22 protein-coding genes and 7 tRNA genes are annotated in these 20,348 nt (G+C 72.0%); 19 read left to right on the top strand and 10 right to left on the bottom strand.

Annotation, left to right across the window (positions count from 1 at the left end; all coding sequences use genetic code 11):
* Position 1: 1 nt before the first annotated feature.
* Positions 2-820, top strand: a complete 819-nt coding sequence (locus tag AY578_RS05565; protein ID WP_136237635.1) for a TrmH family RNA methyltransferase — start codon at positions 2-4, stop codon at positions 818-820.
* A gap of 73 nt (positions 821-893) precedes the next feature.
* On the opposite strand, the gene AY578_RS05560 is transcribed toward AY578_RS05565, so the two are convergent.
* Positions 894-2,171: a serine/threonine-protein kinase gene (locus tag AY578_RS05560; protein WP_258902137.1), complete on the bottom strand. Its 1,278-nt coding sequence runs from the start codon at positions 2,169-2,171 to the stop codon at positions 894-896.
* A gap of 204 nt (positions 2,172-2,375) precedes the next feature.
* On the opposite strand from AY578_RS05560, the gene AY578_RS05555 reads away from it, so the two are divergent.
* The 4 genes from AY578_RS05555 to AY578_RS05540 all read left to right on the top strand — a co-directional run bounded on the left by AY578_RS05555 (position 2,376) and on the right by AY578_RS05540 (position 4,660).
* Positions 2,376-2,651, top strand: coding sequence for a DUF8836 family protein (locus tag AY578_RS05555; protein ID WP_093768330.1), 276 nt, complete (start codon positions 2,376-2,378; stop codon positions 2,649-2,651).
* Positions 2,652-2,849: 198 nt separating this feature from the next.
* Positions 2,850-3,029, top strand: coding sequence for a hypothetical protein (locus tag AY578_RS05550; protein WP_019527115.1), 180 nt, complete (start codon positions 2,850-2,852; stop codon positions 3,027-3,029).
* A gap of 315 nt (positions 3,030-3,344) precedes the next feature.
* On the top strand, positions 3,345-4,271 hold the full coding sequence (locus tag AY578_RS05545; protein WP_136237634.1) for a phosphotransferase family protein: 927 nt from the start codon (positions 3,345-3,347) through the stop codon (positions 4,269-4,271).
* A 101-nt stretch (positions 4,272-4,372) separates the two neighbouring features.
* Positions 4,373-4,660: a TFIIB-type zinc ribbon-containing protein gene (locus tag AY578_RS05540; RefSeq protein ID WP_136237633.1), complete on the top strand. Its 288-nt coding sequence runs from the start codon at positions 4,373-4,375 to the stop codon at positions 4,658-4,660.
* A gap of 50 nt (positions 4,661-4,710) precedes the next feature.
* On the opposite strand, the gene AY578_RS05535 is transcribed toward AY578_RS05540, so the two are convergent.
* From AY578_RS05535 to AY578_RS05515, 5 genes are all read right to left on the bottom strand, one after another.
* Positions 4,711-4,782 (bottom strand) — tRNA-Val (locus tag AY578_RS05535).
* 43 nt (positions 4,783-4,825) lie between these two features.
* Positions 4,826-4,897: transfer RNA gene (locus tag AY578_RS05530), tRNA-Val, on the bottom strand.
* A gap of 40 nt (positions 4,898-4,937) precedes the next feature.
* Positions 4,938-5,009 (bottom strand) — tRNA-Val (locus AY578_RS05525).
* Between the two features lies 1 nt (position 5,010).
* Positions 5,011-5,084, bottom strand: a tRNA-Cys gene (locus tag AY578_RS05520).
* A gap of 37 nt (positions 5,085-5,121) precedes the next feature.
* A tRNA-Gly gene (locus tag AY578_RS05515) sits at positions 5,122-5,194 on the bottom strand.
* Between the two features lie 153 nt (positions 5,195-5,347).
* Here AY578_RS05515 and AY578_RS05510 point away from each other — a divergent pair.
* From AY578_RS05510 to AY578_RS05500, 3 genes are read left to right on the top strand one after another with little or no spacing between them, the layout of a single operon-like run.
* Positions 5,348-6,400: a chorismate-binding protein gene (locus AY578_RS05510; protein WP_019523802.1), complete on the top strand. Its 1,053-nt coding sequence runs from the start codon at positions 5,348-5,350 to the stop codon at positions 6,398-6,400.
* Positions 6,397-7,218, top strand: a complete 822-nt coding sequence (locus AY578_RS05505; protein ID WP_019523801.1) for an aminotransferase class IV — start codon at positions 6,397-6,399, stop codon at positions 7,216-7,218. Before AY578_RS05510 ends, AY578_RS05505 begins: the two co-directional genes overlap by 4 nt.
* A gap of 52 nt (positions 7,219-7,270) precedes the next feature.
* Positions 7,271-8,095: a GNAT family N-acetyltransferase gene (locus tag AY578_RS05500; RefSeq protein WP_019523800.1), complete on the top strand. Its 825-nt coding sequence runs from the start codon at positions 7,271-7,273 to the stop codon at positions 8,093-8,095.
* Positions 8,096-8,122: 27 nt separating this feature from the next.
* On the opposite strand, the gene AY578_RS05495 is transcribed toward AY578_RS05500, so the two are convergent.
* Positions 8,123-8,647, bottom strand: coding sequence for a DsbA family protein (locus tag AY578_RS05495; RefSeq protein WP_019523799.1), 525 nt, complete (start codon positions 8,645-8,647; stop codon positions 8,123-8,125).
* Positions 8,648-8,860: 213 nt separating this feature from the next.
* On the opposite strand from AY578_RS05495, the gene AY578_RS05490 reads away from it, so the two are divergent.
* Positions 8,861-9,307 (top strand): hypothetical protein, encoded by a 447-nt coding sequence (locus AY578_RS05490; protein ID WP_210636301.1) that lies wholly within the window; start codon positions 8,861-8,863, stop codon positions 9,305-9,307.
* A gap of 108 nt (positions 9,308-9,415) precedes the next feature.
* Positions 9,416-9,568, top strand: a complete 153-nt coding sequence (locus AY578_RS05485; protein ID WP_019523797.1) for a hypothetical protein — start codon at positions 9,416-9,418, stop codon at positions 9,566-9,568.
* An 84-nt stretch (positions 9,569-9,652) separates the two neighbouring features.
* Here the strand turns inward: AY578_RS05485 and AY578_RS05480 are convergent, their stop codons facing one another.
* Together AY578_RS05480 and AY578_RS05475 are read right to left on the bottom strand one after the other, a co-directional pair.
* Positions 9,653-10,213 carry a CGNR zinc finger domain-containing protein gene (locus AY578_RS05480; protein WP_210636300.1) on the bottom strand — a complete coding sequence of 187 codons (561 nt, stop codon included), beginning with the start codon at positions 10,211-10,213 and terminating at the stop codon, positions 9,653-9,655.
* 385 nt (positions 10,214-10,598) lie between these two features.
* The gene (locus AY578_RS05475; protein ID WP_004002642.1) at positions 10,599-11,012 is read right to left on the bottom strand and encodes an SsgA family sporulation/cell division regulator; all 414 of its coding nucleotides are present in this window, start codon (positions 11,010-11,012) and stop codon (positions 10,599-10,601) included.
* 191 nt (positions 11,013-11,203) lie between these two features.
* On the opposite strand from AY578_RS05475, the gene AY578_RS05470 reads away from it, so the two are divergent.
* From AY578_RS05470 to AY578_RS05430, 9 genes are all read left to right on the top strand, one after another.
* Positions 11,204-11,662 carry a TIGR02611 family protein gene (locus AY578_RS05470; protein ID WP_028961201.1) on the top strand — a complete coding sequence of 153 codons (459 nt, stop codon included), beginning with the start codon at positions 11,204-11,206 and terminating at the stop codon, positions 11,660-11,662.
* A 138-nt stretch (positions 11,663-11,800) separates the two neighbouring features.
* Positions 11,801-11,872: transfer RNA gene (locus tag AY578_RS05465), tRNA-Val, on the top strand.
* Positions 11,873-12,238: 366 nt separating this feature from the next.
* Positions 12,239-13,528, top strand: a complete 1,290-nt coding sequence (locus AY578_RS05460; RefSeq protein WP_028961202.1) for an ABC transporter substrate-binding protein — start codon at positions 12,239-12,241, stop codon at positions 13,526-13,528.
* On the top strand, positions 13,528-14,529 hold the full coding sequence (locus tag AY578_RS05455; protein WP_258902136.1) for a carbohydrate ABC transporter permease: 1,002 nt from the start codon (positions 13,528-13,530) through the stop codon (positions 14,527-14,529). The genes AY578_RS05460 and AY578_RS05455 overlap by 1 nt, the downstream gene beginning before the upstream one ends.
* A complete protein-coding gene (locus tag AY578_RS05450) occupies positions 14,526-15,416 on the top strand; it encodes a carbohydrate ABC transporter permease (RefSeq protein WP_258902135.1) in 891 nt (296 codons plus the stop codon). Before AY578_RS05455 ends, AY578_RS05450 begins: the two co-directional genes overlap by 4 nt.
* Positions 15,417-15,427: 11 nt before the next feature.
* A complete protein-coding gene (locus tag AY578_RS05445; RefSeq protein WP_258902134.1) occupies positions 15,428-16,006 on the top strand; it encodes a hypothetical protein in 579 nt (192 codons plus the stop codon).
* Between the two features lie 101 nt (positions 16,007-16,107).
* The gene (locus AY578_RS05440) at positions 16,108-18,843 is read left to right on the top strand and encodes an exo-rhamnogalacturonan lyase family protein (protein WP_258902133.1); all 2,736 of its coding nucleotides are present in this window, start codon (positions 16,108-16,110) and stop codon (positions 18,841-18,843) included.
* A gap of 35 nt (positions 18,844-18,878) precedes the next feature.
* Positions 18,879-19,328: an SRPBCC family protein gene (locus AY578_RS05435; protein ID WP_136237627.1), complete on the top strand. Its 450-nt coding sequence runs from the start codon at positions 18,879-18,881 to the stop codon at positions 19,326-19,328.
* A gap of 39 nt (positions 19,329-19,367) precedes the next feature.
* Positions 19,368-19,439, top strand: a tRNA-Val gene (locus AY578_RS05430).
* Positions 19,440-19,578: 139 nt separating this feature from the next.
* Here the strand turns inward: AY578_RS05430 and AY578_RS05425 are convergent.
* Complete coding sequence (locus tag AY578_RS05425) at positions 19,579-20,304, bottom strand: 3'-5' exonuclease (RefSeq protein ID WP_019523790.1); 726 nt, start codon at positions 20,302-20,304, stop codon at positions 19,579-19,581.
* Between the last annotated feature and the right edge of the window lie 44 nt (positions 20,305-20,348).

The following is a 20,348-nucleotide window of genomic DNA, read 5'->3' as shown; positions in this document are numbered from 1 at the left end:
CATGGGCGAGATCATCACCGTCGACGACCCCGCCGACCCGCGCCTGCACGACTACACCAACCTCACCGACGTCGAACTGCGCCGCCGCCGCGAACCCGCCGAGGGCCTGTTCATCGCCGAGGGCGAGAAGGTCATCCGGCGGGCCGGCGACGCGGGTTACGGCATGCGGTCCATGCTGCTGTCGCAGAAGTGGGTCGACGTCATGAAGGACGTCATCGACCGCTCCCACGCCCCCGTGTACGTCGTGGAGCCCGCGCTCGCCGAACAGGTCACCGGCTACCACGTGCACCGCGGCGCGCTCGCCTCCATGCAGCGCCGGCCGCTGCCGGACCCCGCCGACGTGCTCCGCACGGCCCGCCGTGTCGTCGTCATGGAGTCGGTCAACGACCACACCAACATCGGCGCGATCTTCCGCTCGGCCGCCGCCCTCGGCATGGACGCGGTGCTGCTCTCCCCGGACTGCGCCGACCCGCTGTACCGCCGCAGCGTCAAGGTCTCCATGGGCGCCGTCTTCTCCGTCCCGTACGCCCGCCTGGAGACGTGGCCCAAGGATCTGACGACGGTCCAGGAACTGGACTTCACCGTCCTCGCCCTCACCCCGGACGAACGCGCCCGCGCTCTCGACGAGACGGCCCCGCACCGCATGGACCGGGTGGCCCTGATGCTGGGCGCCGAAGGCACCGGCCTCTCACCGCGCGCCCTCGCGGCCGCCGACACCTGGGTCCGCATCCCGATGTCCCACGGTGTCGACTCCCTCAACGTGGGCGCGGCGGCGGCGGTCGCCTTCTACGCGGTGACGGCGGGGCGCCCGCAGGAGTAGGGCGCGCCGAGTGTGGCCAGGGCGGCGCTCGCGACACGAAGGCGGGGGCCGCCAGAAAGATGCGGCGCGTCCGTCAGGACGGCCCCTGGCACCCCTGCACCAGGGCGATCCCGAACGCCACCACCAGCGTCACCACCACGAACACGAACAGCCGCTGCCTCAGCAGCCGGGGGTTCGCCGGGCGCAGCCCCGAGCCGGTGCGGGACGCCGGGCGGCGGGCGCCCGTTCCCGTGCCGGGGCGGGTTCCTCCGCGGGACGGGGTGGCGTTGCGCGGGCGGGGACGGGCCGGTGTGCCCTGGCGCGGCGCCCGTTCCGCCGGAGCCGTGCCCCGCGACGGGGGCACGCTGCGGCCGCCCCGCGAGGACGAGGGGCCGCTGCTCCGGGAGGCGGAGCTGCCGCGCGGGGGAGTGGCCCGGCCACCTTGCCGGCGCGCGCCCCGGTCGGGGTAGGTGTCGGCGAGCCGGCCACCGGCCCGCTCGGACTCGGGCGTACGCGGTGCGGGCGGCCGCACGTCGGCGAGCCCCTGCGCCTCCCGCGCGGCGATCTCCTTCAGCCGCAGCGACAGTTGCAGCGTGCTCGGCCGCTCCTCGGGATCCTTCGCCAGACAGGCCCGCACCAGCGGGGCCAGCGCGTCGGGGACGCCCTGCAGCTGGGCCTCCTCGTGCACCACGCGGTACAGCATCACCTCGGAACTGCCGTGCCCGAAGGGCGAGTCGCCCATCGACGCGTACGCGAGCGTGGCGCCCAGCGAGAACACGTCCGTGGCCGGCGTGACGGCCGCACCGCGCACCTGCTCGGGCGCGAGGAAGCCGGGCGACCCGACGGCCGTGCCCACGTGCGTGAGCGTCGACGCGCCGGTGGCCCAGGCGATGCCGAAGTCGATGATCCGCGGCCCCTTCGGGGACAGCAGGATGTTGGACGGCTTGAGGTCCCGGTGCACCACCCCCGCCTCGTGCACCGCGACCAGCCCCTCCGAGAGCGCGGCGCCCACGGCGGCCACCTCGGCGGCGCTGAGCGGACCCTCGTCAGCGACCTTGTCGTGCAGCGACGGGCCGGGCACGTACTGGGTGGCGAACCAGGGGCGGTCCGCCTCCAGGTCGGCGGCGACCAGCCGGGCGGTGCAGCCGCCGCGGATGCGCCGGGCCGCCGACACCTCACGGGCGAACCGCGAGCGGAACTCCTGGTCCTCCGCGAGATCGGGGCGGATGACCTTCAGCGCGACCCGCTGCCCCTTCTTGTCGGAGCCCAGATAGACCACGCCCATCCCGCCCGCGCCGAGCCGTCGGTGAAGCCTGAAAGAGCCGACGACGCGCGGGTCCTCGCGCCTCAGGCGCATCATCGCCATGTTCATCCCCGCTGCCCGGTCCTGTGACGTGCCACAGCTTACGTTTCCACAGCCGTCCGTGCGCAGAGGCCGCGCCCTCTCCGTCCGACGGATTGTCAGTGGCCGGTGGGAGACTTGAAGAGTGGTCAGGGAGGGCACGAGCAGGTCCGGTTCGCGCGAGGGCGGACCCGGCCGGTCCCAACCACCCGACGCCGAAGGGGGATTGATCGCGTGAAGGGTGACCGGGTCGAGATCGTCGTGGACGCGGGGGACACGACGCGTACGTACGAGGTGGTGGCCTCGCGGGCGGGCCGCAGGGTCGAGACGGCGGTGCGACGAGGGGTGGTCGAAGTGAGCGAAGTCACCCGAACCGGGGCTGTGGTGCGGACCGCGCGTTTCATGGCGAACCGGGTGCTCGCCCTGGTCGAGCAGCCCGTTCCGCGCCAGGACACCTCGGAGGGAGCGGGCCGCGGCGGCCGTCCCCTCGGGGATGTCCCCGAGGCGTAGGACTCCGTCTCCACCCAGGGGAGTACGGCGCGGCGCCCCGCTCATCCTCGGGGAGGCCCACCGATCGGTACGAGGGCATGACGTGCCGTAAGCCGGAAACCCCTAGATTCGATGTCAAGCGGCGGGTGCAGCACTCGTCCCCCGAGGTCGGACGCCCGCCGCTGCCAAGGACAACAGAAACGGTCAGGAGAAGGGGCCATGGCGTACACGGCACCGCGGACGCTGCTCCGCACGCGGGATCGCGGCGAGGGCCGCCGGCACCCGCTGGTGGCGACGCTCATGGCCCTGCCCCTGGCGGTCCTGCTCCTCCTCGTCTTCGACGGGTGGGAGCTGGTGACCACACAGGCGTCGTCCGTGGGCGAGATGCTGGGGCGCTGAATTCGGCGACCCCAGGCCCGGAAGAGCGGTCCGGGCGGGGACATCCACCCATGAAACCCCGTGGGGACGGGGGTGCGGCGGACGGCAAGATGCCGGCGCAGCTGGGGAGCTGCGCCGGCATTGCTTTTCCCCGACACCTTCGGCCGACGCCGCGGGGACGCCCGTCTTCCACCGGCGCCCGCGGGGACGCCGGGCCTTCACCGCGCCCGCGGGGACGCCCGTCCTTTCACCGGCGTTCACGGAAGCGTCCGGCTTTCGCCGGCGTCTTCACCCGCGCCCGCCAGGCCACCCGCCCGCCCGGCGTAGCCTCACCCCGTGACCGAGGATCTCCTCCCCGCCCTGACCGCCCGTGCCGCGGAGGCGGCCCACGCCCGTGACCCCGCCTGCTCCTGCGCCGCGGCCACCCTTGCCCACCGCGAGGACACCACCGTCGTGCGGCACGGCGCCATCGTGGCCAAGGCGCACGCCCCGGACACGGACACCGCCGCGCTCGCCGTGCGCACCGCCGTCGCCGCCCGCCTCCCCGGCATCCTGCTGCCTCTGCTCGCCCCGGCCCCGGCCGGGGTGTACGGCCGCCCGGTCACGTACTGGCCGTACGGCACGCCCGTGGACCCGGACGATCCGGACGCCGCCCCCTGGGAGGAGGCGGGCGCCCTCCTCGGCCGAATGCACCGCACCCCGCTCCCCGATCCCCTCCCTTCCATGCGCGGACCCGAGAAGGCCGCCCGCGCCGTGGCGCTCCTCCGCGACCTCGTCCCGAGCCACCCGGCCGCCTCCCTCGTACTCGACGCCTGGGCGGACCTCCCGCCGTGGGCCCGTGGCGAGGCGCCCGCGCCGGGACCCCTATGCCTCTGCCACGGCGACTTCCACCTCGGCCAGCTGATACGCGGCCCCGCTCCGGGAAGCCCCTGGCTGCTGATCGACGTGGACGACCTCGGCGCGGGCCCGCCGGTCTGGGACCTGGCCCGCCCCGCAGCCTGGTACGCCGTCGGAATGCTCGACCCCGACGCCTGGCACCGCTTCCTCACCGCCTACCGCGCCGCCGGCGGCCCCGCCGTACCGCCTGACGGCGACCCCTGGCCCGCACTGGACGTCCCGGCCCGGGCGCTCACCGCGCAGACCGCCGCTCGCGCCGTGACCAAGGCGGCCGCGGCGGGCCGGCCGCTGGACGAGGTGGAGGAGTGGCTGGTCGACGCCTGCGCCCGTATGCGGTCCGTACCGGCCGCCGCCCCGGCGGACTGAGACGAATTTCCCCGACGTAGGGTGCAACCGGCCCACAGCCGGACAGAGTCTGTCCAGCTGATACGCGAAGCAGGTACGACCGGCGAGGAGTTGACCCGACCATGCAGTGTCCGAAGTGCCGTGCCCCCATGCACACGTACAACCGCAACGGTGTCCAGATCGAGCAGTGCAGCGGGTGCCGGGGGATCTTCCTCGACTACGGCGAGCTGGAGGCGCTGACCCGGCTCGAGTCCCAGTGGGCGCAGCCCGCCCCGCCCCCGCCGGCCGCGCCCCAGGCGTACCCGTCGGCCGTGGCCCCGCAGGCACCGGCGTGGGGAGCGCCGCACGGCGGTCACTACGGTGGCCACCGCCGTCACAAGAGCTTCGGCCACATGCTCTTCTCCAGCTGACGGGCACACGACGAAGCCCCCGGTCGCAGGACCGGGGGCTTCGAGCCGTGTGGACGATACTGGGATTGAACCAGTGACCTCTTCCGTGTCAGGGAAGCGCTCTCCCGCTGAGCTAATCGTCCTCGGGACCACGACCACTCCGCGGAGCGGATCATGGGCACTGCGTGCGCGATACTGGGATTGAACCAGTGACCTCTTCCGTGTCAGGGAAGCGCTCTCCCGCTGAGCTAATCGCGCGGGGTTCGGATCTTCACAGATCCAGGATCCGAAGATCCAGTGGACGATACTGGGATTGAACCAGTGACCTCTTCCGTGTCAGGGAAGCGCTCTCCCGCTGAGCTAATCGTCCTTGGAGGTGGAGACGGGATTTGAACCCGTGTAGACGGCTTTGCAGGCCGTTGCCTCGCCTCTCGGCCACTCCACCAGGAGTGTAGGGGACCGGGAAGCCCCCTCTTCCTTCGAGCGGACGACGAGGCTCGAACTCGCGACCTCAACCTTGGCAAGGTTGCGCTCTACCAACTGAGCTACGTCCGCCTGTCGTTTCGGTCCGCTTCCGCGTCCCGGCGACGAACTGAACTCTAGCGGATTCCGGGGCCAGTACAAAAACCCGTTTGCGCAGCGTGCTGCGCTGCGGCTGCTCACGGGCGTGGCCACGTCACCCGCGCGCCCCCGCCATAGACTCGTGGCGTGCACGACCTGCCACCTCTCGCGCGCTTCGGTGACCGCGTCGCCACCGGCCTCGCCGACGTCACCGACGACCCCGCCGCCCTGGACTCCTCGGGCTTCTGGGCCGTCGCCGCCGACTTCGAGGGGCGCCTGACCTGCGCCCGCTTCCGGGACGTCCGCACCGAGCCGGTGCCGCCGCCCGCCCCGGGCGCCTGGCACGGGCCGGCGGCCGGCGACTGGACGTCGTCCCTCGACCGCGCCGCGTACACGGCGGGCGTGCGCCGCATCCGCGACCACATCGCGGCGGGCGAGGTCTACCAGGCGAACCTCTGCCGCGTCCTGTCCGCGCCGGTACCCCCGGACGCCGACGTGGACGCCCTCACCGCCCTGCTGGCCCGCGGCAACCCGGCGCCGTACGCAGGAACGATTCGGCTTCCGCGGCACGGCGTGGAGATCGCCACCGCCTCGCCCGAGCTGTTCCTCCGCCGGGACGGAAGGGCCGTCGAGTCCGGGCCGATCAAGGGCACCGGCCGGACCGAGGCGGACCTGCTGGAGAAGGACTACGCCGAGAACGTCATGATCGTCGACCTGGTCCGCAACGACATCGGCCAGGTCTGCGCCACCGGCACCGTCACCGTGCCCGACCTGTGCGCCGTCGAGAAGCACCCCGGCCTGGTCCACCTCGTCTCCACGGTCCGCGGCGAGCTGCGCGACGGCGAGGGCTGGCCCGGGCTGCTGCGCGCCGCCTTCCCGCCCGGCTCCGTCACCGGGGCCCCCAAGTCCAGCGCGCTGCGGATCATCGACGCCCTGGAGACCGCCCCGCGCGGCCCCTACTGCGGCGGCGTCGGCTGGGTCGACGCCGACCGCGGCACCGGCGTGCTCGCGGTCGGCATCCGCACCTTCTGGATCGACCGGGAGGCGGACGGTCCGGCCGTGCTGCGTTTCGGCACCGGCGCCGGGATCACCTGGGGTTCCGACCCCGAGGGGGAGTGGCGGGAGACCGAACTGAAGGCTTCCCGGCTGCTCGCGGTAGCGTCGGGGACGTACCAGGTGAGCGAAAGGATCCAGACGTGAAGATCTGGCTCGACGGCGCGCTGCGGGACTCCGAGTCCGCCCGCGTCTCCGTCTTCGACCACGGACTGACCGTGGGCGACGGCATCTTCGAGACGGTGAAGGCCGTGGGCGGCCGGCCGTTCGCCCTCACCCGGCATCTCGGCCGGCTGACCCACTCGGCCCGGGGCCTCGGACTGCCCGACCCCGACCTCGACGAGGTCCGCCGCGCCTGTGCCGCCGTCCTCGAGGCCAACCCCGTGCCGCTCGGCCGGCTGCGCCTCACCTACACCGGCGGACACGGCCCGCTCGGCTCCGACCGCGGTGACAAGGGCCCGACCCTCGTCGTCGCCCTCGGCGAGACCACCCGCCGCCCGGACACCACGGCCGTCGTCACCGTGCCCTGGACCCGCAACGAGCGCGGCGCGCTCACCGGCCTGAAGACCACCTCGTACGCCGAGAACGTCGTCGCCCTCGCCCGCGCGCACGAACACGGCGCCACCGAGGCCCTGTTCGGCAACACCGTCGGACAGCTCTGCGAGGGCACCGGGTCGAACGTCTTCGTCGTCCTCGACGGCGAGATCCACACCCCGCCGCTCCACTCCGGCTGCCTCGCGGGCATCACCCGCCAGCTGGTCGCCGAGTGGACCGGGGCCAAGGAGACCGACCTGCCGCTGGACGTCCTGCGCGAGGCCGACGAGATCTTCCTCACCTCCACCCTGCGCGACGTGCAGGCCGTGCACCGCGTCGACGACCGCGAACTGTCCGGCGCGCCCGGCCCGGTGACGGCCAAGGCCATGCGGATCTTCGACGAGCGGTCCGCGGCGGACATCGACCCGTGAGGGACCGGAAAACCGGCTGAAACGGGGGGCCGCGCGGGGTAGAACACCCGTGATGACCACCACCCTGCGGCCGGCCGAGCCGCTCCAGCGGAACCCCGACGGGACGCGTTCGCGTCGCTTCCACGTCTGCGTGAACAGCCGCCCCGTGGGGGAGGTGCACCTCGCCACGGACCCCGTCTTCGGCGACGCCGTGGCGAGGATCGTCAGCCTGCGCGTAGACGAACCCGACCGCCGGCGCGGCCGGGGCACGGTGGCCGCCCTCGCGGCGGAGGAAGTGGCCCGCGGCTGGGGCTGCCGCCGCATCGAGGTCACCGTCCCCGCCGAACCGGGCACCGCCCTCGCCCTCGCCACGGCCCTCGGTTACGTCGTCCGCAACCGGAACATGGAGAAACCCCTCGGCGTCACCCCGCCCGCCCTGCCGGACGGCGCCCTCGCCAGGCCCATGACCGAGGGGGAGTACGTCGCCTGGCAGGCCGAGAGCTCCGCGGACTACGCGCGGGAGTGGGCGCGGCGCGGGGTGCCGGAGACGGAGGCGCTGGCCAAGGCCGCCGCCGACCAGGCGGCGCTGCTGCCCGACGGCCTCGCCACGGAGGACATGCTCCTCAGCGTCCTCGAACACGAGGGCGTGGTCGTCGGCACGCTGTGGCTCGCGGTGCGCGGGGAGCGCGCGTACGTCTTCGACGTCGAGACCCGGCCCGCCCACCGCGGCCGGGGCCACGGGCGCAGCCTCATGCTGCTCGCCGAGGCCCAGGCGACCGCGGCGGGCAACCGGACCATCGGCCTGAACGTCTTCGCGGACAACACCCCGGCGGAACGGCTCTACGACTCGCTCGGCTACACCACGACCCGCTGCTCGCTGTACAAGCCGCTGCTGTAGCCGCCCGGGCGGAGGGGACGCACGGGGTCAGGCGTCCTGCCCGGCCAGCAGCCGGTCCGCGATCTCCTCGATCCGCTCACGCAGCCCCTCCTGGCTCTTGCCGCCGTCGAGCCGCTCCCCGCCGATGACGTACGTCGGCGTCCCGGTCACCCCGATCGCCTTGCCCTCGGCCTGGTCCGCGTCGACCACCAGGATGTGCCGGCCGTCGATCAGCGCGGTGTCGACCTCGTCGGCGTCGAGGCCCAGTTCCCGGGCGACCTCGACCAGGACGGCCTCGCCCCGGCGCTCCAGTTCCTCGACCCGGCCGAGCACGGCCTCCGCGTACTCCCAGCCACGGCCCTGCTCCCAGGCCTCCTCGGCGGCCTGGGCCGCGGCGAAGGCGTGCTTGTGCTTCTCCAGCGGGAAGTGCCGCAGCCGGATGTCCAGCCGGTCGCCGTACCGGGCCCGCAGGGCGCGGAGGTCGTCCAGGGCGGTCCGGCAGTCGGAACACTGCAGCTCGCACCACACGTCGAGAACGGGGGCGGAGGAGCGGGCGGGGGAGGAGTCGTTCATGGCCGACAGTCTTCCAGCAGCGCCCCGCCACCACCCAATCCGGCCCCGGGATCCCGTAGGGGTGCGCCGGCCGGCACCTGGGAAGGAGCCGGGACCCGGAGATGTCCCTGATGTCCGCCCGGACCATGGCCGCTCGGCGCACGGCGGGTGCAGGATGGAAGGGACGGAGGCCAAGCCCGTCGTGACCGCACGCACGCTGCCCTGGAGGACCGGATGATTGCCGAGACCGTCTGCTCCGCCGTCGCCGCGGCAGGCCTGGGCATCGCGGTGGTCACGGCCTACCGCAAGCGCTACCTCACGGCGGCCCGCATCGCGGCGTACGCGCTGGTGCCGCTCGGTCTGGTGATGACCGGGATCGTCGAGTGGCTCGCGGACACCGCTTTCAGCCCGATCGCCTGGGCGGGCTTCGGCGTGCTGGGCCTGTCCTGGCTGATGTTCGCCACGACCCGCGCGGTGGAGCGCCGGCGGGGCGGCACCCGCAAGGAACGCAAGGCGGCACGGGAGGCGGCCGCCCCCGCCGCCACGTCGCCCGGCGCCTCCGCGCCTGCCCTGGGACAGTCCACCCGCGCGCAGAGCCCCGCGCCCCGGCAGAAGCCGGCCGCGCAGGGTGACGACGACTTCAGCGACATCGAGGCCATCCTCAAGAAGCACGGAATCTGACCGAAGTGATCACGCCCTGACCGTTGGACCGCGCTTTCCGTGTGCGCGGATGTTTTCCCTGGGTGTTGATCGCGTCCGGCCCGTCCGATGCGTCATCATCGCGGCGAGATGCTGGACACGACACAGAGCGATGCCGCGCCGCAGCAGGACGAGCCGCGCGGATGCCTCTTCGCCCTATCCCAGCCACCGCTGATGATCTTCCTTGCGGTGATCGGGTGTCTGCTGCTCACGGCCGCCTTGCACGACCTGCTGTGGCTGTGAGCCGTACCCGCGGTTCCCGGCGTCACCCGTCGGGACCGCGTCGGCACGGTGTCTCCCGTCACGCTCCGTGGCGGCCCGGCGGGGTCAGCCCGCCGCCTCCTTGCGGCGCGCCCGGTAGGCGGCGACATGCAGCCGGTTGCCGCAGGTGCGGCTGTCGCAGTAGCGGCGCGAGCGGTTGCGGGACAGGTCGACGAAGGCGTACCGGCAGTCCGGCGCCTCGCAGCGGCGCAGACGCTCCTGCTCACCGGCGACCACGAAGAACGCCAGCGCCATCCCGCAGTCGGCGGCCAGGTGGTCGGCCACGGAGGCGCCGGGGGCGAAGTAGTGCACGTGCCAGTCGTAGCCGTCGTGGTCGGTGAGCCGGGGCGTGGTGCCGGCGGCCGCGATCAGCTCGTTGATCGTCGTGGCGGCGCTGCGGGCGTCGGGGGCGGCGAACACCGCGGCGAACCGGCCGCGGATCTTGCGCACCGCGGCCAGGTCGAACTCGGTGAGCACCCCGACCTCGCTGACCTTGTGGTCCCGCACGAACGCCTCGAGGGCGGCGACGTCCGCCAGTCCGTCCGGAGTCGCGTCGTCCTCCGGTGCGGTGTTCACCAGATCCACCACGGTGTCCAGCGCGCACCGGGTGTCATGGGTGATCAGCACGATTCGCTCCCTGGCCTGGGGGTCGGGCGGGCGCCCGCCGATGCTGGCCGATGGTAGTGGCTCGACCCCACCGAGCACCTCCCCCGCCCGCACACGGCTTCGATTCCAACGCGGAGCGACCCCTGAGGGTTCCCACCCCGTCAGGAGCGACACCCCCCAGGGGTGCGGGGAACTGCGCGACCAGCCCCGGACGGCCCGCACCCGCCAGCGAAATCCCAGCCCTCACCCCCTACGCGCCCCCACCCACGCCGACCCCCGCACAAACACACGGGCGCCGGCCCACGGCAAAAACCCCGCGGGCCGACGCCCATGGATCCGACTGTCGGGCCGGCGCCGTCACCCCGAGTCGACGGCGCCGAACAGCTTCACGGCGGAGCGCGGCGCGCTAGCTCTCCGCCAGAATGTGCGAGAGCTCCTGATCGAGATCGAAGTGCCGATGTTCCGTGCCGGGAGGCACAGCGGCGTCTGTGCGCTTCAGGAAGGACTCCAGAGCCCGTGCCGGGGCCTCGAGCAGGGCTTCCCCCTCCGGAGAGCTCAGGGCGATGCACACGACGCCCTGACCATGACTGCGCGACGGCCAGACGCGGACGTCGCCGGTGCCCGTGGGGCGGTGAAGTCCCTCGGCGAGGAGGTCGCGGGCGAACACCCACTCGACGGTTTCCTCGGCTCCGGTGTGGAAGGTGGCGTGCACGGCGTAGGGGTCGGCCGTGTCGTACCGCAGGCCTGCGGGGACAGGCAGGGAGGACTCGCTCGACACAACGAGGCGCAGGTGCAGCTCGCAGCTGACCGTGGTGTTCATAAGCGCCAGGGCCTTTCGCTCAGTGTGCGCTCGGGGATTCGCACGTCGGCGAAATCGACATGCCACCTACGGTGCCGTTGTAAACCCCTCTGGGGGTTTTGCGTGGGATTACGTAACTCTTCCGGCCGAGAGATCGTTCGCGCCCTGCGTCCATTCCGGTGATGTCATTCGCTCCGGTAGTGTTGGGCTGTATGAACACGGGGAGTAACGAGTCCGGCGAGGCCGTGACCGCGGCCCACGGGGTGACGGTGGACGAGAGCGAACGTCGGGACGAGCGGGGACTCGGGTCGAGGGCGCCCGAGTTCGTGAAGCAGCGGCGTGCGCTGCATCTGAGCTGGCAGGTCGGGGTATTCGTCGTCGGTCTGGCAGTGGTGGCCGCCGGCGTGATCATGCTGCCGCTCCCGGGCCCCGGATGGGTCGTGATCTTCGGTGGCATGGCGATCTGGGCGACCGAGTTCGTCTGGGCCCAGCTGGTGCTGCGCTGGACCAAGCGCAAGGTCACCGAGGCGGCCCAGAAGGCGCTGGACCCGCGGGTGCGCCGCCGCAACATCATCCTGACGTCGGTCGGCCTGGTGGTCGTGGGCGCGCTGGCCGGCTTCTACCTGTGGAAGTTCGGCCTGCAGATGCCCTGGAAGATCAAGGACCAGTGACACGGTCCGGGAGCCGGTCGGCCGGCCCCCGGCAGCGACGGCCCCGCGAGGCGGTCACGTCCCCGGCGGTCACGGCCGCCCACCGTCAGGGCTGGTCACAGCCACCCCCTGACATGGGGTAATGTTCTTCCTGCGCCCGGGCGATTAGCTCAGTGGGAGAGCGCTTCGTTCACACCGAAGAGGTCACTGGTTCGAACCCAGTATCGCCCACCGGGATCAAGCGGCCCGGCTCACCAAGAGTGAGCCGGGCCGCTTCGTCGTTCCCGGGGCGGCCCGCCGGCGCCGCTCGCCGCCCCGTTCCGCTTGGCCCACGCTTCACCCAACCGTGACCTGCCTCCCGCCCCGCCGCGGCCGCGGCCACCCCGTTCGGCCGGTCGGCCACAAGGCCGGGGACCTGCCGCTTTCCCGCCCGCCCCGGACGGTCCCCGGCTGCCCCCGCCGCCCCGCCCCGCGAGCACCCGCCACCAATTCCTGTCCGAATCATTGACGCGCCCCTGGGCCCTCCGTACCTTGTGCCAGCAAGCGCTTACTTGAAACGATTCATGGGGCGGTCGGGACCGTCGCGGGGAGGCTCGTATGCAGCAGGGCAAGGGTGTGGAGAGGCGGACGGTCCTCAAAGCGGCGGGGGCCTCGCTCGCCGTCACGGGGCTCGGTGCGACGGCCACCGCCTGCGGTGGCGGAAGCGGTTCCGGGGACGGAACGGTGACGATCCGTTATGCGTGGTGGGGCGCCGAGGACCGGGCGCAGCGCATCAACAAGACCATCGATCTCTTCGAGAAGAAGTTCCCGAAGATCAAGGTCAAGACCGACTTCCAGCCGTACCCGGATTTCTGGAAGAAGTTCAACACGCAGGCCTCCGGCGGGAATCCGCCGGACGTCTTCCAGAATGCCATCGGATTCCTCCGCAAATACGATGCGAAGAATGTGCTCCTGGACCTCAAGGAGCAGGTGAAGGCCGGCAACCTGCGCATGGAGGGATTCCGGGCGGGCCTCGACACGTTCGGAGAGATCGACGGCAAACTCCTCGGCGTCCCCGTGGGCTCCAACTCCATGGCCCTCGTCATCGACAAGCCCGTCTACGCCCGCGCCGGCATCACCCCCGAAATGGGCTGGACCTGGGACGACTTCGACGAGGCGATGGCCCGGGTGCGCGACCGCACCGGCCGCGCGGGCGACAGCGGCATGTACGGCGTCATGTACCTCTACGACCTGTACCTGCGCCAGAACGGCAAGGCCTTCTTCACCGAGGACGGTCTCGGCTTCACCGAGGCGGATCTGACCCAGTGGTGGACGAAGGCCGAGAAGGGCGTGCGCTCCGGGCTCTTCGCCGACCCCAAGAAGGTCGCGCAGATCAAGCCCAAGTCGGCGCTCTCCGCCGAACTCGCGGGCTCCGAGTTCACCTGGGACAACTTCACCGTCCGCTACACCTCCGAGGGCAAGAGCGAGTACGGCCTCGCGCCCATCCCCACCACCGACGGCAAGCGGACCGGCCAGTACCTCGGCTCGCTGATGCTGAGCGCCTCCCGGCGCACCCAGCATCCGGTGGAGGTCGCCACGTTCATCGACTTCATGGTGCACGACCCCGAGGTCGCCACGATCATGGGCTACGACCGCGGCGTGCCCGCCACCACCGCGCAGTACGAGGCGTACCGGCCCACCGACCCGGTGAACAAGGCGATCGCCGCCTACGAGGAGTCCCTCGTGAAAGCGGGCGTGCTGGAGCCCATCACCCCGCACCCGAACGGCGCCGACATCTGCGAGGCCGCGTTCCTGCGCATCGGCGAGGAGCTGGGACTGGGCAAGCGGTCGGTGTCCGACGCCGTCGAGCAGTTCTTCAACGAGTCGAAGACCGCCCTCAGCAGCTGATGGGAACCGCCGTGACACACGCCCCCGCGACGGAGGTCCGGGCGAAGGACCCCGAGCCGCGGCACGGTCCGGACACATCCCCGCGCCCCGCCGACCTGAAGCGGCGGGGCCGCAGGGAGAACCTGGCCGGCTACCTCTTCATGTCCCCGTGGATCGCCGGGTTCCTGCTGCTGACGGCGGGCCCGATGGCCGCCTCGCTGTACTTCGCGTTCACCGACTACAACCTGTTCGACGCCCCGCGCTGGATCGGCCTGGACAACTTCTCCGAGATGTTCGGCGACCCGCGCTGGCGCCACTCGGTGCGGGTCACCCTCTGGTACGTCGTCGTCGGCACGCCGGTCAAGCTGCTCGTGGCGCTGGGCGTCGCCCTGCTGCTCGCGCAGAAGCGGCGCGGGCAGGCCTTCTACCGGGCCGCCTTCTACGCGCCGTCGCTGATCGGGGCCAGCGTCTCCGTCGCCATCGTCTGGAAGGCGATCTTCTCCGACGACGCCGTCGTCGACCGGACGCAGAAGGTGTTCGGCATCGACGCCGGCGGCTGGACCGGCGACCCGGACCTCATCATCTACAGCCTGGTCGCCCTGACCGTCTGGCAGTTCGGCGCACCGATGGTCATCTTCCTGGCCGGGCTGAAGCAGGTGCCGCGGGAGCTGTACGAGGCCGCCGACGTCGACGGGGCCGGCAGGCTGCGGCAGTTCTGGAACATCACCCTGCCGATGATCTCGCCGGTGCTGTTCTTCAACGTCCTGCTGGAGACGATCCACTCGTTCCAGATCTTCAGCTCCGCCTACATCGTCGGCGGCGGCGCGGGCGGCAACGCCTGCGGTCCGGCGGACGGCTCCATGGTCTACACCTGCTACCTGTACGTCCAGGGCTTCGAGAACAGCCGCATGGGCCTCGCCTCCGCCATGGCCTGGATGCTGCTGGTCGCGGTCGCCCTGGTCACAGCGGTGCTGTTCTGGTCCCAGAAGCGCTGGGTGCACTACGAGGAGGGCGGCCGATGACCGCACAGGCCACCGACATCACCCGTACCCCGTCGGCGAAGGGCGCCCTGCGGCGCCGGCTGCCCGGCTCGCTCGCCTGGCACGTCGGGGCGCTGGCGCTCCTCGCGGTGATCCTCTACCCGGTGGTGTGGGTCGTCGGCGGGTCGTTCAAGCGGAGCGAGGACATCGTCGGCAGCCTGGACCTGTTCCCGGCCGACCCGGTCGTGTCCAACTACACCAGCCTCGCCGACGGCATCGCCGACATCTCCATCTTCACCTTCTTCCTCAACTCGCTGTTCCTCGCCGTCGGTTCGGTGATCGGCATCCTGGTCTCCTGCTCGCTCACCGCGTACGCCTTCGCCAAGATCCGGTTCGCGGGCCGCAATCTGCTCTTCACGCTGATGATCGGCACGCTGCTGCTGCCGTACCACGTGCTGCTGATCCCGCAGTACGTGCTGTTCCGCAACCTCGACATGATCAACACGTACACCCCGCTGCTGCTGGGGAAGTACCTGGCCACGGAGGCGTTCTTCGTCTTCCTGATGGTGCAGTTCATGCGGAACCTGCCGCGGGAGCTGGACGAGGCGGCGCGGCTCGACGGGTGCGGGCATCTGCGCATCTACTGGTCGATCGTGCTGCCGCTGTGCCGGCCGGCGCTGATCACCAGCGCCATCTTCACCTTCATCAACGCCTGGAACGACTTCATGGGCCCGCTGATCTACCTCAACGAGCCGAGCAAGTACACGGTCTCCCTCGGGCTGAAGATGTTCGTCGACCAGGAGGGACTCGCCAACTACGGCGGCATGATCGCCATGTCGCTGGTCGCGCTGCTGCCCGTGCTGGCCTTCTTCCTCGCCTTCCAGCGCTACCTCATCGACGGCATGGCGACCTCCGGACTGAAGGGCTGAGTGAGCTGACGATGTCCCTGGCACGTACCGGGTCGAGGGCCTGGGGGAGGTTCGCGCTCTTCGCCGAGTGCCTGCTCACCGGCGTCTGGATCGCGCTGGCCGCGCTGCCGCTCGTGACCTACCCCGCCGCGCTGGCGGCGGGGGCCCGGCACCTGCGCCGCCATCTGGCCCACGAGCAGGGCGGATGGCGGGAGTTCACGGCCGACTTCAAGGCGGCGGTGCGCGGCGGCTGGCTCGTCGGCGTCGCCGGGTGGGCGGCCGTGGCCGTTGTCTGGACCGACCTGCGGGCCGTACGGGCCGGGCTGCCGGGCGGTCCGCTGGTCGGGGCCGTCGGGGTGCTCGCGCTGATCGGGGCCGCCGCCGCGCTGCTGCGGGCGGCGGCGCTGTGGCGGCCCGGTGATTCCTGGCGGCCGCTGATGGCGCGGGCCGGGCGGCACACCGTCCGCGACCCCGCCGGATCCTTCCTGCTCATCGGCGGACTGGCCGTCGTGGTCTGCTCCGCCTGGTTCAGCACCCCCCTCGCGGTCCCCGTGCTGGGGGCCGTCGCGGCGGCCGCCGTCGCCGTGGCGGAGCGTCACCGGCACCGCTGACGGGCGGTGCCGCCACCGGGGTGGGCGCTTCGGCGCCGCACCTCTGGCTGTCATGCCCCTGACATCACTGTGCAACTCCGCAGCCATGGAAAGGACGGGCCATGTCTCCCATCCCCCGCAGAACCCTCATCAAGGCGGCCGCCGTCGCCGGCGCCGCCACCCAGGCCGGCTGGACCCTCGGCGCGAGGGAAGCCGCCGCGGCGCCCGCAGCCGCGCCCGGCGGCGCCGACCCGGTGACCCTGGACTGGCTGGAGGAGGGCGGCCTGGGAGCCGCCCCCGGCTCCACCGTCGGCGTCCCCTGGCCCCGTGGCGCCCACCCCGAGGAGCGCACCTTCGCCGTCACCGACGCCGACGGCAACGACGTCCCCGTGCAGACCTGGCCGCTCGCGTACTGGCCCGACGGCTCCCTCAAATGGACCGCGCACGCCGTCAGTTCCGGCACCGGCCGGCTCACCCTGAAGACCGGCACGCCCGCCGCGCCCGGCAAGAAGGTCACCGTCACCCGGCGCGGCGCCACCGTCACCGTCTCCACCGGCGTCATCACCGCCCGGATCGGCACCGGCGGCGACACCCTGGTCCGCTCGGTCACCCGCGGCTCCACCGAGATCGCCCGCGACGGACGCCTCGTCGTGGTGCGCCAGCCCGAGATCGAGGACGGCGACCGCACCACCGTCCGCACCGAGCGCTTCGACGGCACGGTCTCCGGCGTCACCGTCGAGCAGGACGGCCCCGTCCGCGCGGTCGTCCGCGTCGACGGCACCCACCGCAAGGGCCGTGACACCCTGCTGCCCTTCTCCGTGCGCCTCTACTTCTACGCGGGCGCCGAGTCCTTCCGCATGGTGCACACCATCACCTACGACGGGAAGCAGGAACCCGGCCGCGCCAAGGGCGACTTCGTGCGCGGCATCGGCGTCCGCTTCTCCGTCCCGCTGCGCGACGCGACGTACGACCGGCACGTCCGGCTCGGCGGCGAGGGCGAGGGGATGCTCCGCGAGGCGGTCAAGGGCATCACCGGGCTGCGCCGCGACCCCGGAACCGCCGTGCAGCAGGCCCAGTTCGAGGGACGCAAGCTGCCCGACCCGACCACCTGGGACCAGCGCGTCACCAGCCGCCTCCAGTACATCCCCGAATGGGGCGACCACACCCTCTCCCAGCTCTCCGCCGACGGCTTCACCGTCCGCAAGCGCACGAAGAGGGGCCACGGCTGGATCGGCGCCGGAGGCGGGCGGCGCGCCTCCGGCTACGGCTACGTCGGCGGCGTCAGCGGCGGCCTCTCCTTCGGACTGCGCGACTTCTGGGAGAAGCACCCCGCCCAGCTCGACATCCGCGACGCGCACACCGACACGGCCGAGGTCACCCTCTGGCTCTGGTCGCCCGAGGCCCAGCCCATGGACCTGCGCTTCTACCACGACGGCATGGGCCAGGACACCTTCCCCGAACAGCTCGAAGGCCTCAACATCACCTACGAGGACTACGAGCCCGGCTTCGGCACCCCCTACGGCATCGCCCGCACCTCCGAGCTGCTGTTCTGGGCCGAGGCCGCCACCCCGGACGCCGATCAGCTCGCCGCCCGCGCCCGCGCCGTACGCGTGCTGCCGCAGCTCGCCGCGCCGCCCCGGCAGCTCGTCACCGCCGGCGTCTTCGGCAAGGGCCTGTTCGCCGAGCCCGACCGCTCCACCCCCGCCAAGCAGAAGATCGAGGACCACCTCGACTTCCTCTTCACCTACTACAAGGACCAGGTGGAGCAGCGCCGCTGGTACGGCTTCTGGGACTACGGCGACATCATGCACACCTACGACACCGTCCGGCACCAGTGGCGCTACGACGTCGGCGGCTACGCCTGGGACAACAGCGAACTCTCGCCGGACCTGTGGCTCTGGTACGCCTACCTGCGCTCCGGGCGTGCCGACATCTTCCGCTTCGCCGAGGCCATGACCCGCCACACCGGCGAGGTCGATGTCTACCACCTCGGCGAATGGGCCGGACTCGGCACCCGCCACGGCGTCCAGCACTACGCCGACAGCGCCAAGCAGCAGCGCATCGCCAACACCACCTACCGGCGCTTCTACTACTTCCTCACCGCCGACGAACGCACCGGCGACCTCATGCACGCCAACGTCGACTCCGACGAGACCTTCCTCGCCCTCGACCCGCTCCGCAAGATCCGCACCGAGCCGTACACCCCCGACCCGGGCGCCCTGTCCATCGGCTTCGGCACCGACTGGAGCGGCCTGGTCTCCGCCTGGCTCACCGAGTGGGAACGCAAGGGCCCCCAGTGGCAGAAGGCCCGGGCGCGCGTGCTCTCCACCATGGAGACCATCGCCGCCCAGCCCAACGGCTTCGTCCAGGGCAGCGGCCTGTACGACCTCGAAACCGGCCGGTTCGCCGTCGCCGACACCCCGAAGGTGGAGGTCTCCCACCTGTCCGCCGTCTTCGGCCTCAACGAACTGTGCGCCGAACTGATCGACCTCGTCGACATGCCAGAGTTCGAGGAGGCGTACTACGACTACTGCCGCTACTTCAACGCCACCAAGGCCGAACAGGCCGCCCGCTACGGCACCGACTTCGGCAGCCTGATCCTCTTCCAGGGCCACTCCCGCCTCGACGCCTACGCCGCCGTACGCACCGGCGACGAGGCGCTGGCCAAGCGGGCCTGGGCGAAGTTCTACGACTCCGACGGCTACAAGGAGTCCGCGCCCTGGAGGACCGAGAAGGTGAGCGGCACCACCGCCCTGGTCGCCGGCAGCGAGGCACCCTGGGTCTCCACCAACGACACCGCCCTCTACGGACTCGCCGCCATCGAGAACCTCGCCCTGCTGGGGGACCGCATGCCGTGACGCACGAGGAGGGCGCGGGCGGGCACACTCCGTACATGGACCGGAATCATTACCGCTTCCGCACCGTGTGGACGCTGTCCGCGCCCGCCGCGACGGTGTACGGCGCGCTGGAGCGGATCGAGGACTACCCCCGGTGGTGGCCGCAGGTGCGGGAGGTCGCCCGCCTCGACGACACCACCGGCATCGTCACGATCCGCTCCGTCCTCCCGTACGACCTCACCTTCACCCTGCGGGAGGGGCGGCGGGACCGGGAGAACGGCGTGCTGGAGGCAGGGCTGTCCGGCGACATCGACGGCTGGGCGCGGTGGACCGTCACCGACCTCGGCGCGCACGGCTGCGCCGCCCACTACGAGCAGGAGGCCGACGTCCGGGCGCGGCTGCTGCGGGTGCTCGCCGTCCCCGGACGACCGCTCTTCCGGGCCAACCACGCGCTGATGCTGCGGGCCGGGCGGCGCGGACTGGAGGCGCACCTTCAAGCGGTTTGAACGAAGCCTCCTGGGACCTGTATTGTTCAGTGCGTTCCCGGGCGATTAGCTCAGTGGGAGAGCGCTTCGTTCACACCGAAGAGGTCACTGGTTCGAACCCAGTATCGCCCACGCTCGCGAGAGCGACGTGTGTCCGTCAAAGACGGACACACGTCGCTCTCTTCGGTTGTGCGCGGCTTCGCCGCGCGGTGTGGGGGCTCCGCCACCCACACCCCCGCCCACGGTGTTTTCGTGGGCCGGAGACACAAGGTCACGCCGCCGCCGGCAGGTCCGGGCGCAGCGGCCAGGCCGGGTCGACGATCTCCTCCGTGCCCGTGCGCGCGAACCACGCCTGGAGGCCCCGCGCCTGTGCCGCGTGCCACACCGCCTGCAAGGTGTGCAGCTCACCGGGGGACAGCCGCTCCAGCCGGGACGCGAACCGGCGGCCCACCGCCCGGGTGACCTCCAGCGCGGCCGCCGCGTCCGCCGCCGCGTCGTGCGCCTCCTCCAGCTCCACCTCGTAGTGCGCGCACAGGTCGGCCAGCGTGCGGCGGCCCTTGCGGTAGCGGTCCAGATGCTTGTCCAGCACCCGCGGGTCCAGCACCAGCAGCGGCGTCCGCTCGAACCAGCGGTTCAGCGACGACGCCCGGTGCCGGCGCAACTCCCGGTCCAGCAGCGTCAGATCGAACGGCGCGTTCATCACCACCACCGGCCGGCCCACCGCCGCCTGCTCCGCCAGCGCCTGCGCCACCTCGTACATCACCGGCGCCGGCCAGCGGCCGTTGCGCTGCAGATGCTCCTCCGTCAGCCCGTGCACCTCCGTCGCCGCGGCCGGCACCGGCACGCCCGGATTCACCAGCCAGCGCGTCACCCGAGGCCGGGCGCCCGGCGCGTCCTGGACGACGAGGGCGGCCGACACGATCCGGTCGGTCTCGACGTCCACACCCGTGGTCTCCGTATCGAAGGCGGCCAGCGGCCCTTCGTACCAGCACGTCATACCCACCAACCCCTCGCTCACCACCAGCAGTTGACGTGCCGTCC

This window comes from Streptomyces thermocarboxydus (assembly GCF_024760485.1).
Taxonomy (GTDB): domain Bacteria; phylum Actinomycetota; class Actinomycetes; order Streptomycetales; family Streptomycetaceae; genus Streptomyces; species Streptomyces cellulosae.
Note: the sequence above shows the minus strand (reverse complement) of the source record. Positions and strands in the feature narration are given on the sequence as shown.

What these genes read in the sequence shown, in the direction of transcription:
- AY578_RS05445 (WP_258902134.1), top strand. Translation starts at nt 15,428, where the DNA reads ATGTCCCTGGCACGTACCGGGTCGAGGGCCTGGGGGAGGTTCGCGCTC.
- AY578_RS05485 (WP_019523797.1), top strand. Translation starts at nt 9,416, where the DNA reads ATGCTGGACACGACACAGAGCGATGCCGCGCCGCAGCAGGACGAGCCG.
- AY578_RS05450 (WP_258902135.1), top strand. Translation starts at nt 14,526, where the DNA reads ATGACCGCACAGGCCACCGACATCACCCGTACCCCGTCGGCGAAGGGC.
- AY578_RS05495 (WP_019523799.1), bottom strand. Translation starts at nt 8,647, where the DNA reads ATGAACGACTCCTCCCCCGCCCGCTCCTCCGCCCCCGTTCTCGACGTG.
- AY578_RS05460 (WP_028961202.1), top strand. Translation starts at nt 12,239, where the DNA reads ATGCAGCAGGGCAAGGGTGTGGAGAGGCGGACGGTCCTCAAAGCGGCG.
- AY578_RS05500 (WP_019523800.1), top strand. Translation starts at nt 7,271, where the DNA reads ATGACCACCACCCTGCGGCCGGCCGAGCCGCTCCAGCGGAACCCCGAC.
- AY578_RS05475 (WP_004002642.1), bottom strand. Translation starts at nt 11,012, where the DNA reads ATGAACACCACGGTCAGCTGCGAGCTGCACCTGCGCCTCGTTGTGTCG.
- AY578_RS05550 (WP_019527115.1), top strand. Translation starts at nt 2,850, where the DNA reads ATGGCGTACACGGCACCGCGGACGCTGCTCCGCACGCGGGATCGCGGC.
- AY578_RS05565 (WP_136237635.1), top strand. Translation starts at nt 2, where the DNA reads ATGGGCGAGATCATCACCGTCGACGACCCCGCCGACCCGCGCCTGCAC.
- AY578_RS05435 (WP_136237627.1), top strand. Translation starts at nt 18,879, where the DNA reads ATGGACCGGAATCATTACCGCTTCCGCACCGTGTGGACGCTGTCCGCG.
- AY578_RS05540 (WP_136237633.1), top strand. Translation starts at nt 4,373, where the DNA reads ATGCAGTGTCCGAAGTGCCGTGCCCCCATGCACACGTACAACCGCAAC.
- AY578_RS05455 (WP_258902136.1), top strand. Translation starts at nt 13,528, where the DNA reads ATGGGAACCGCCGTGACACACGCCCCCGCGACGGAGGTCCGGGCGAAG.
- AY578_RS05470 (WP_028961201.1), top strand. Translation starts at nt 11,204, where the DNA reads ATGAACACGGGGAGTAACGAGTCCGGCGAGGCCGTGACCGCGGCCCAC.
- AY578_RS05425 (WP_019523790.1), bottom strand. Translation starts at nt 20,304, where the DNA reads ATGACGTGCTGGTACGAAGGGCCGCTGGCCGCCTTCGATACGGAGACC.
- AY578_RS05440 (WP_258902133.1), top strand. Translation starts at nt 16,108, where the DNA reads ATGTCTCCCATCCCCCGCAGAACCCTCATCAAGGCGGCCGCCGTCGCC.
- AY578_RS05490 (WP_210636301.1), top strand. Translation starts at nt 8,861, where the DNA reads ATGATTGCCGAGACCGTCTGCTCCGCCGTCGCCGCGGCAGGCCTGGGC.
- AY578_RS05560 (WP_258902137.1), bottom strand. Translation starts at nt 2,171, where the DNA reads ATGAACATGGCGATGATGCGCCTGAGGCGCGAGGACCCGCGCGTCGTC.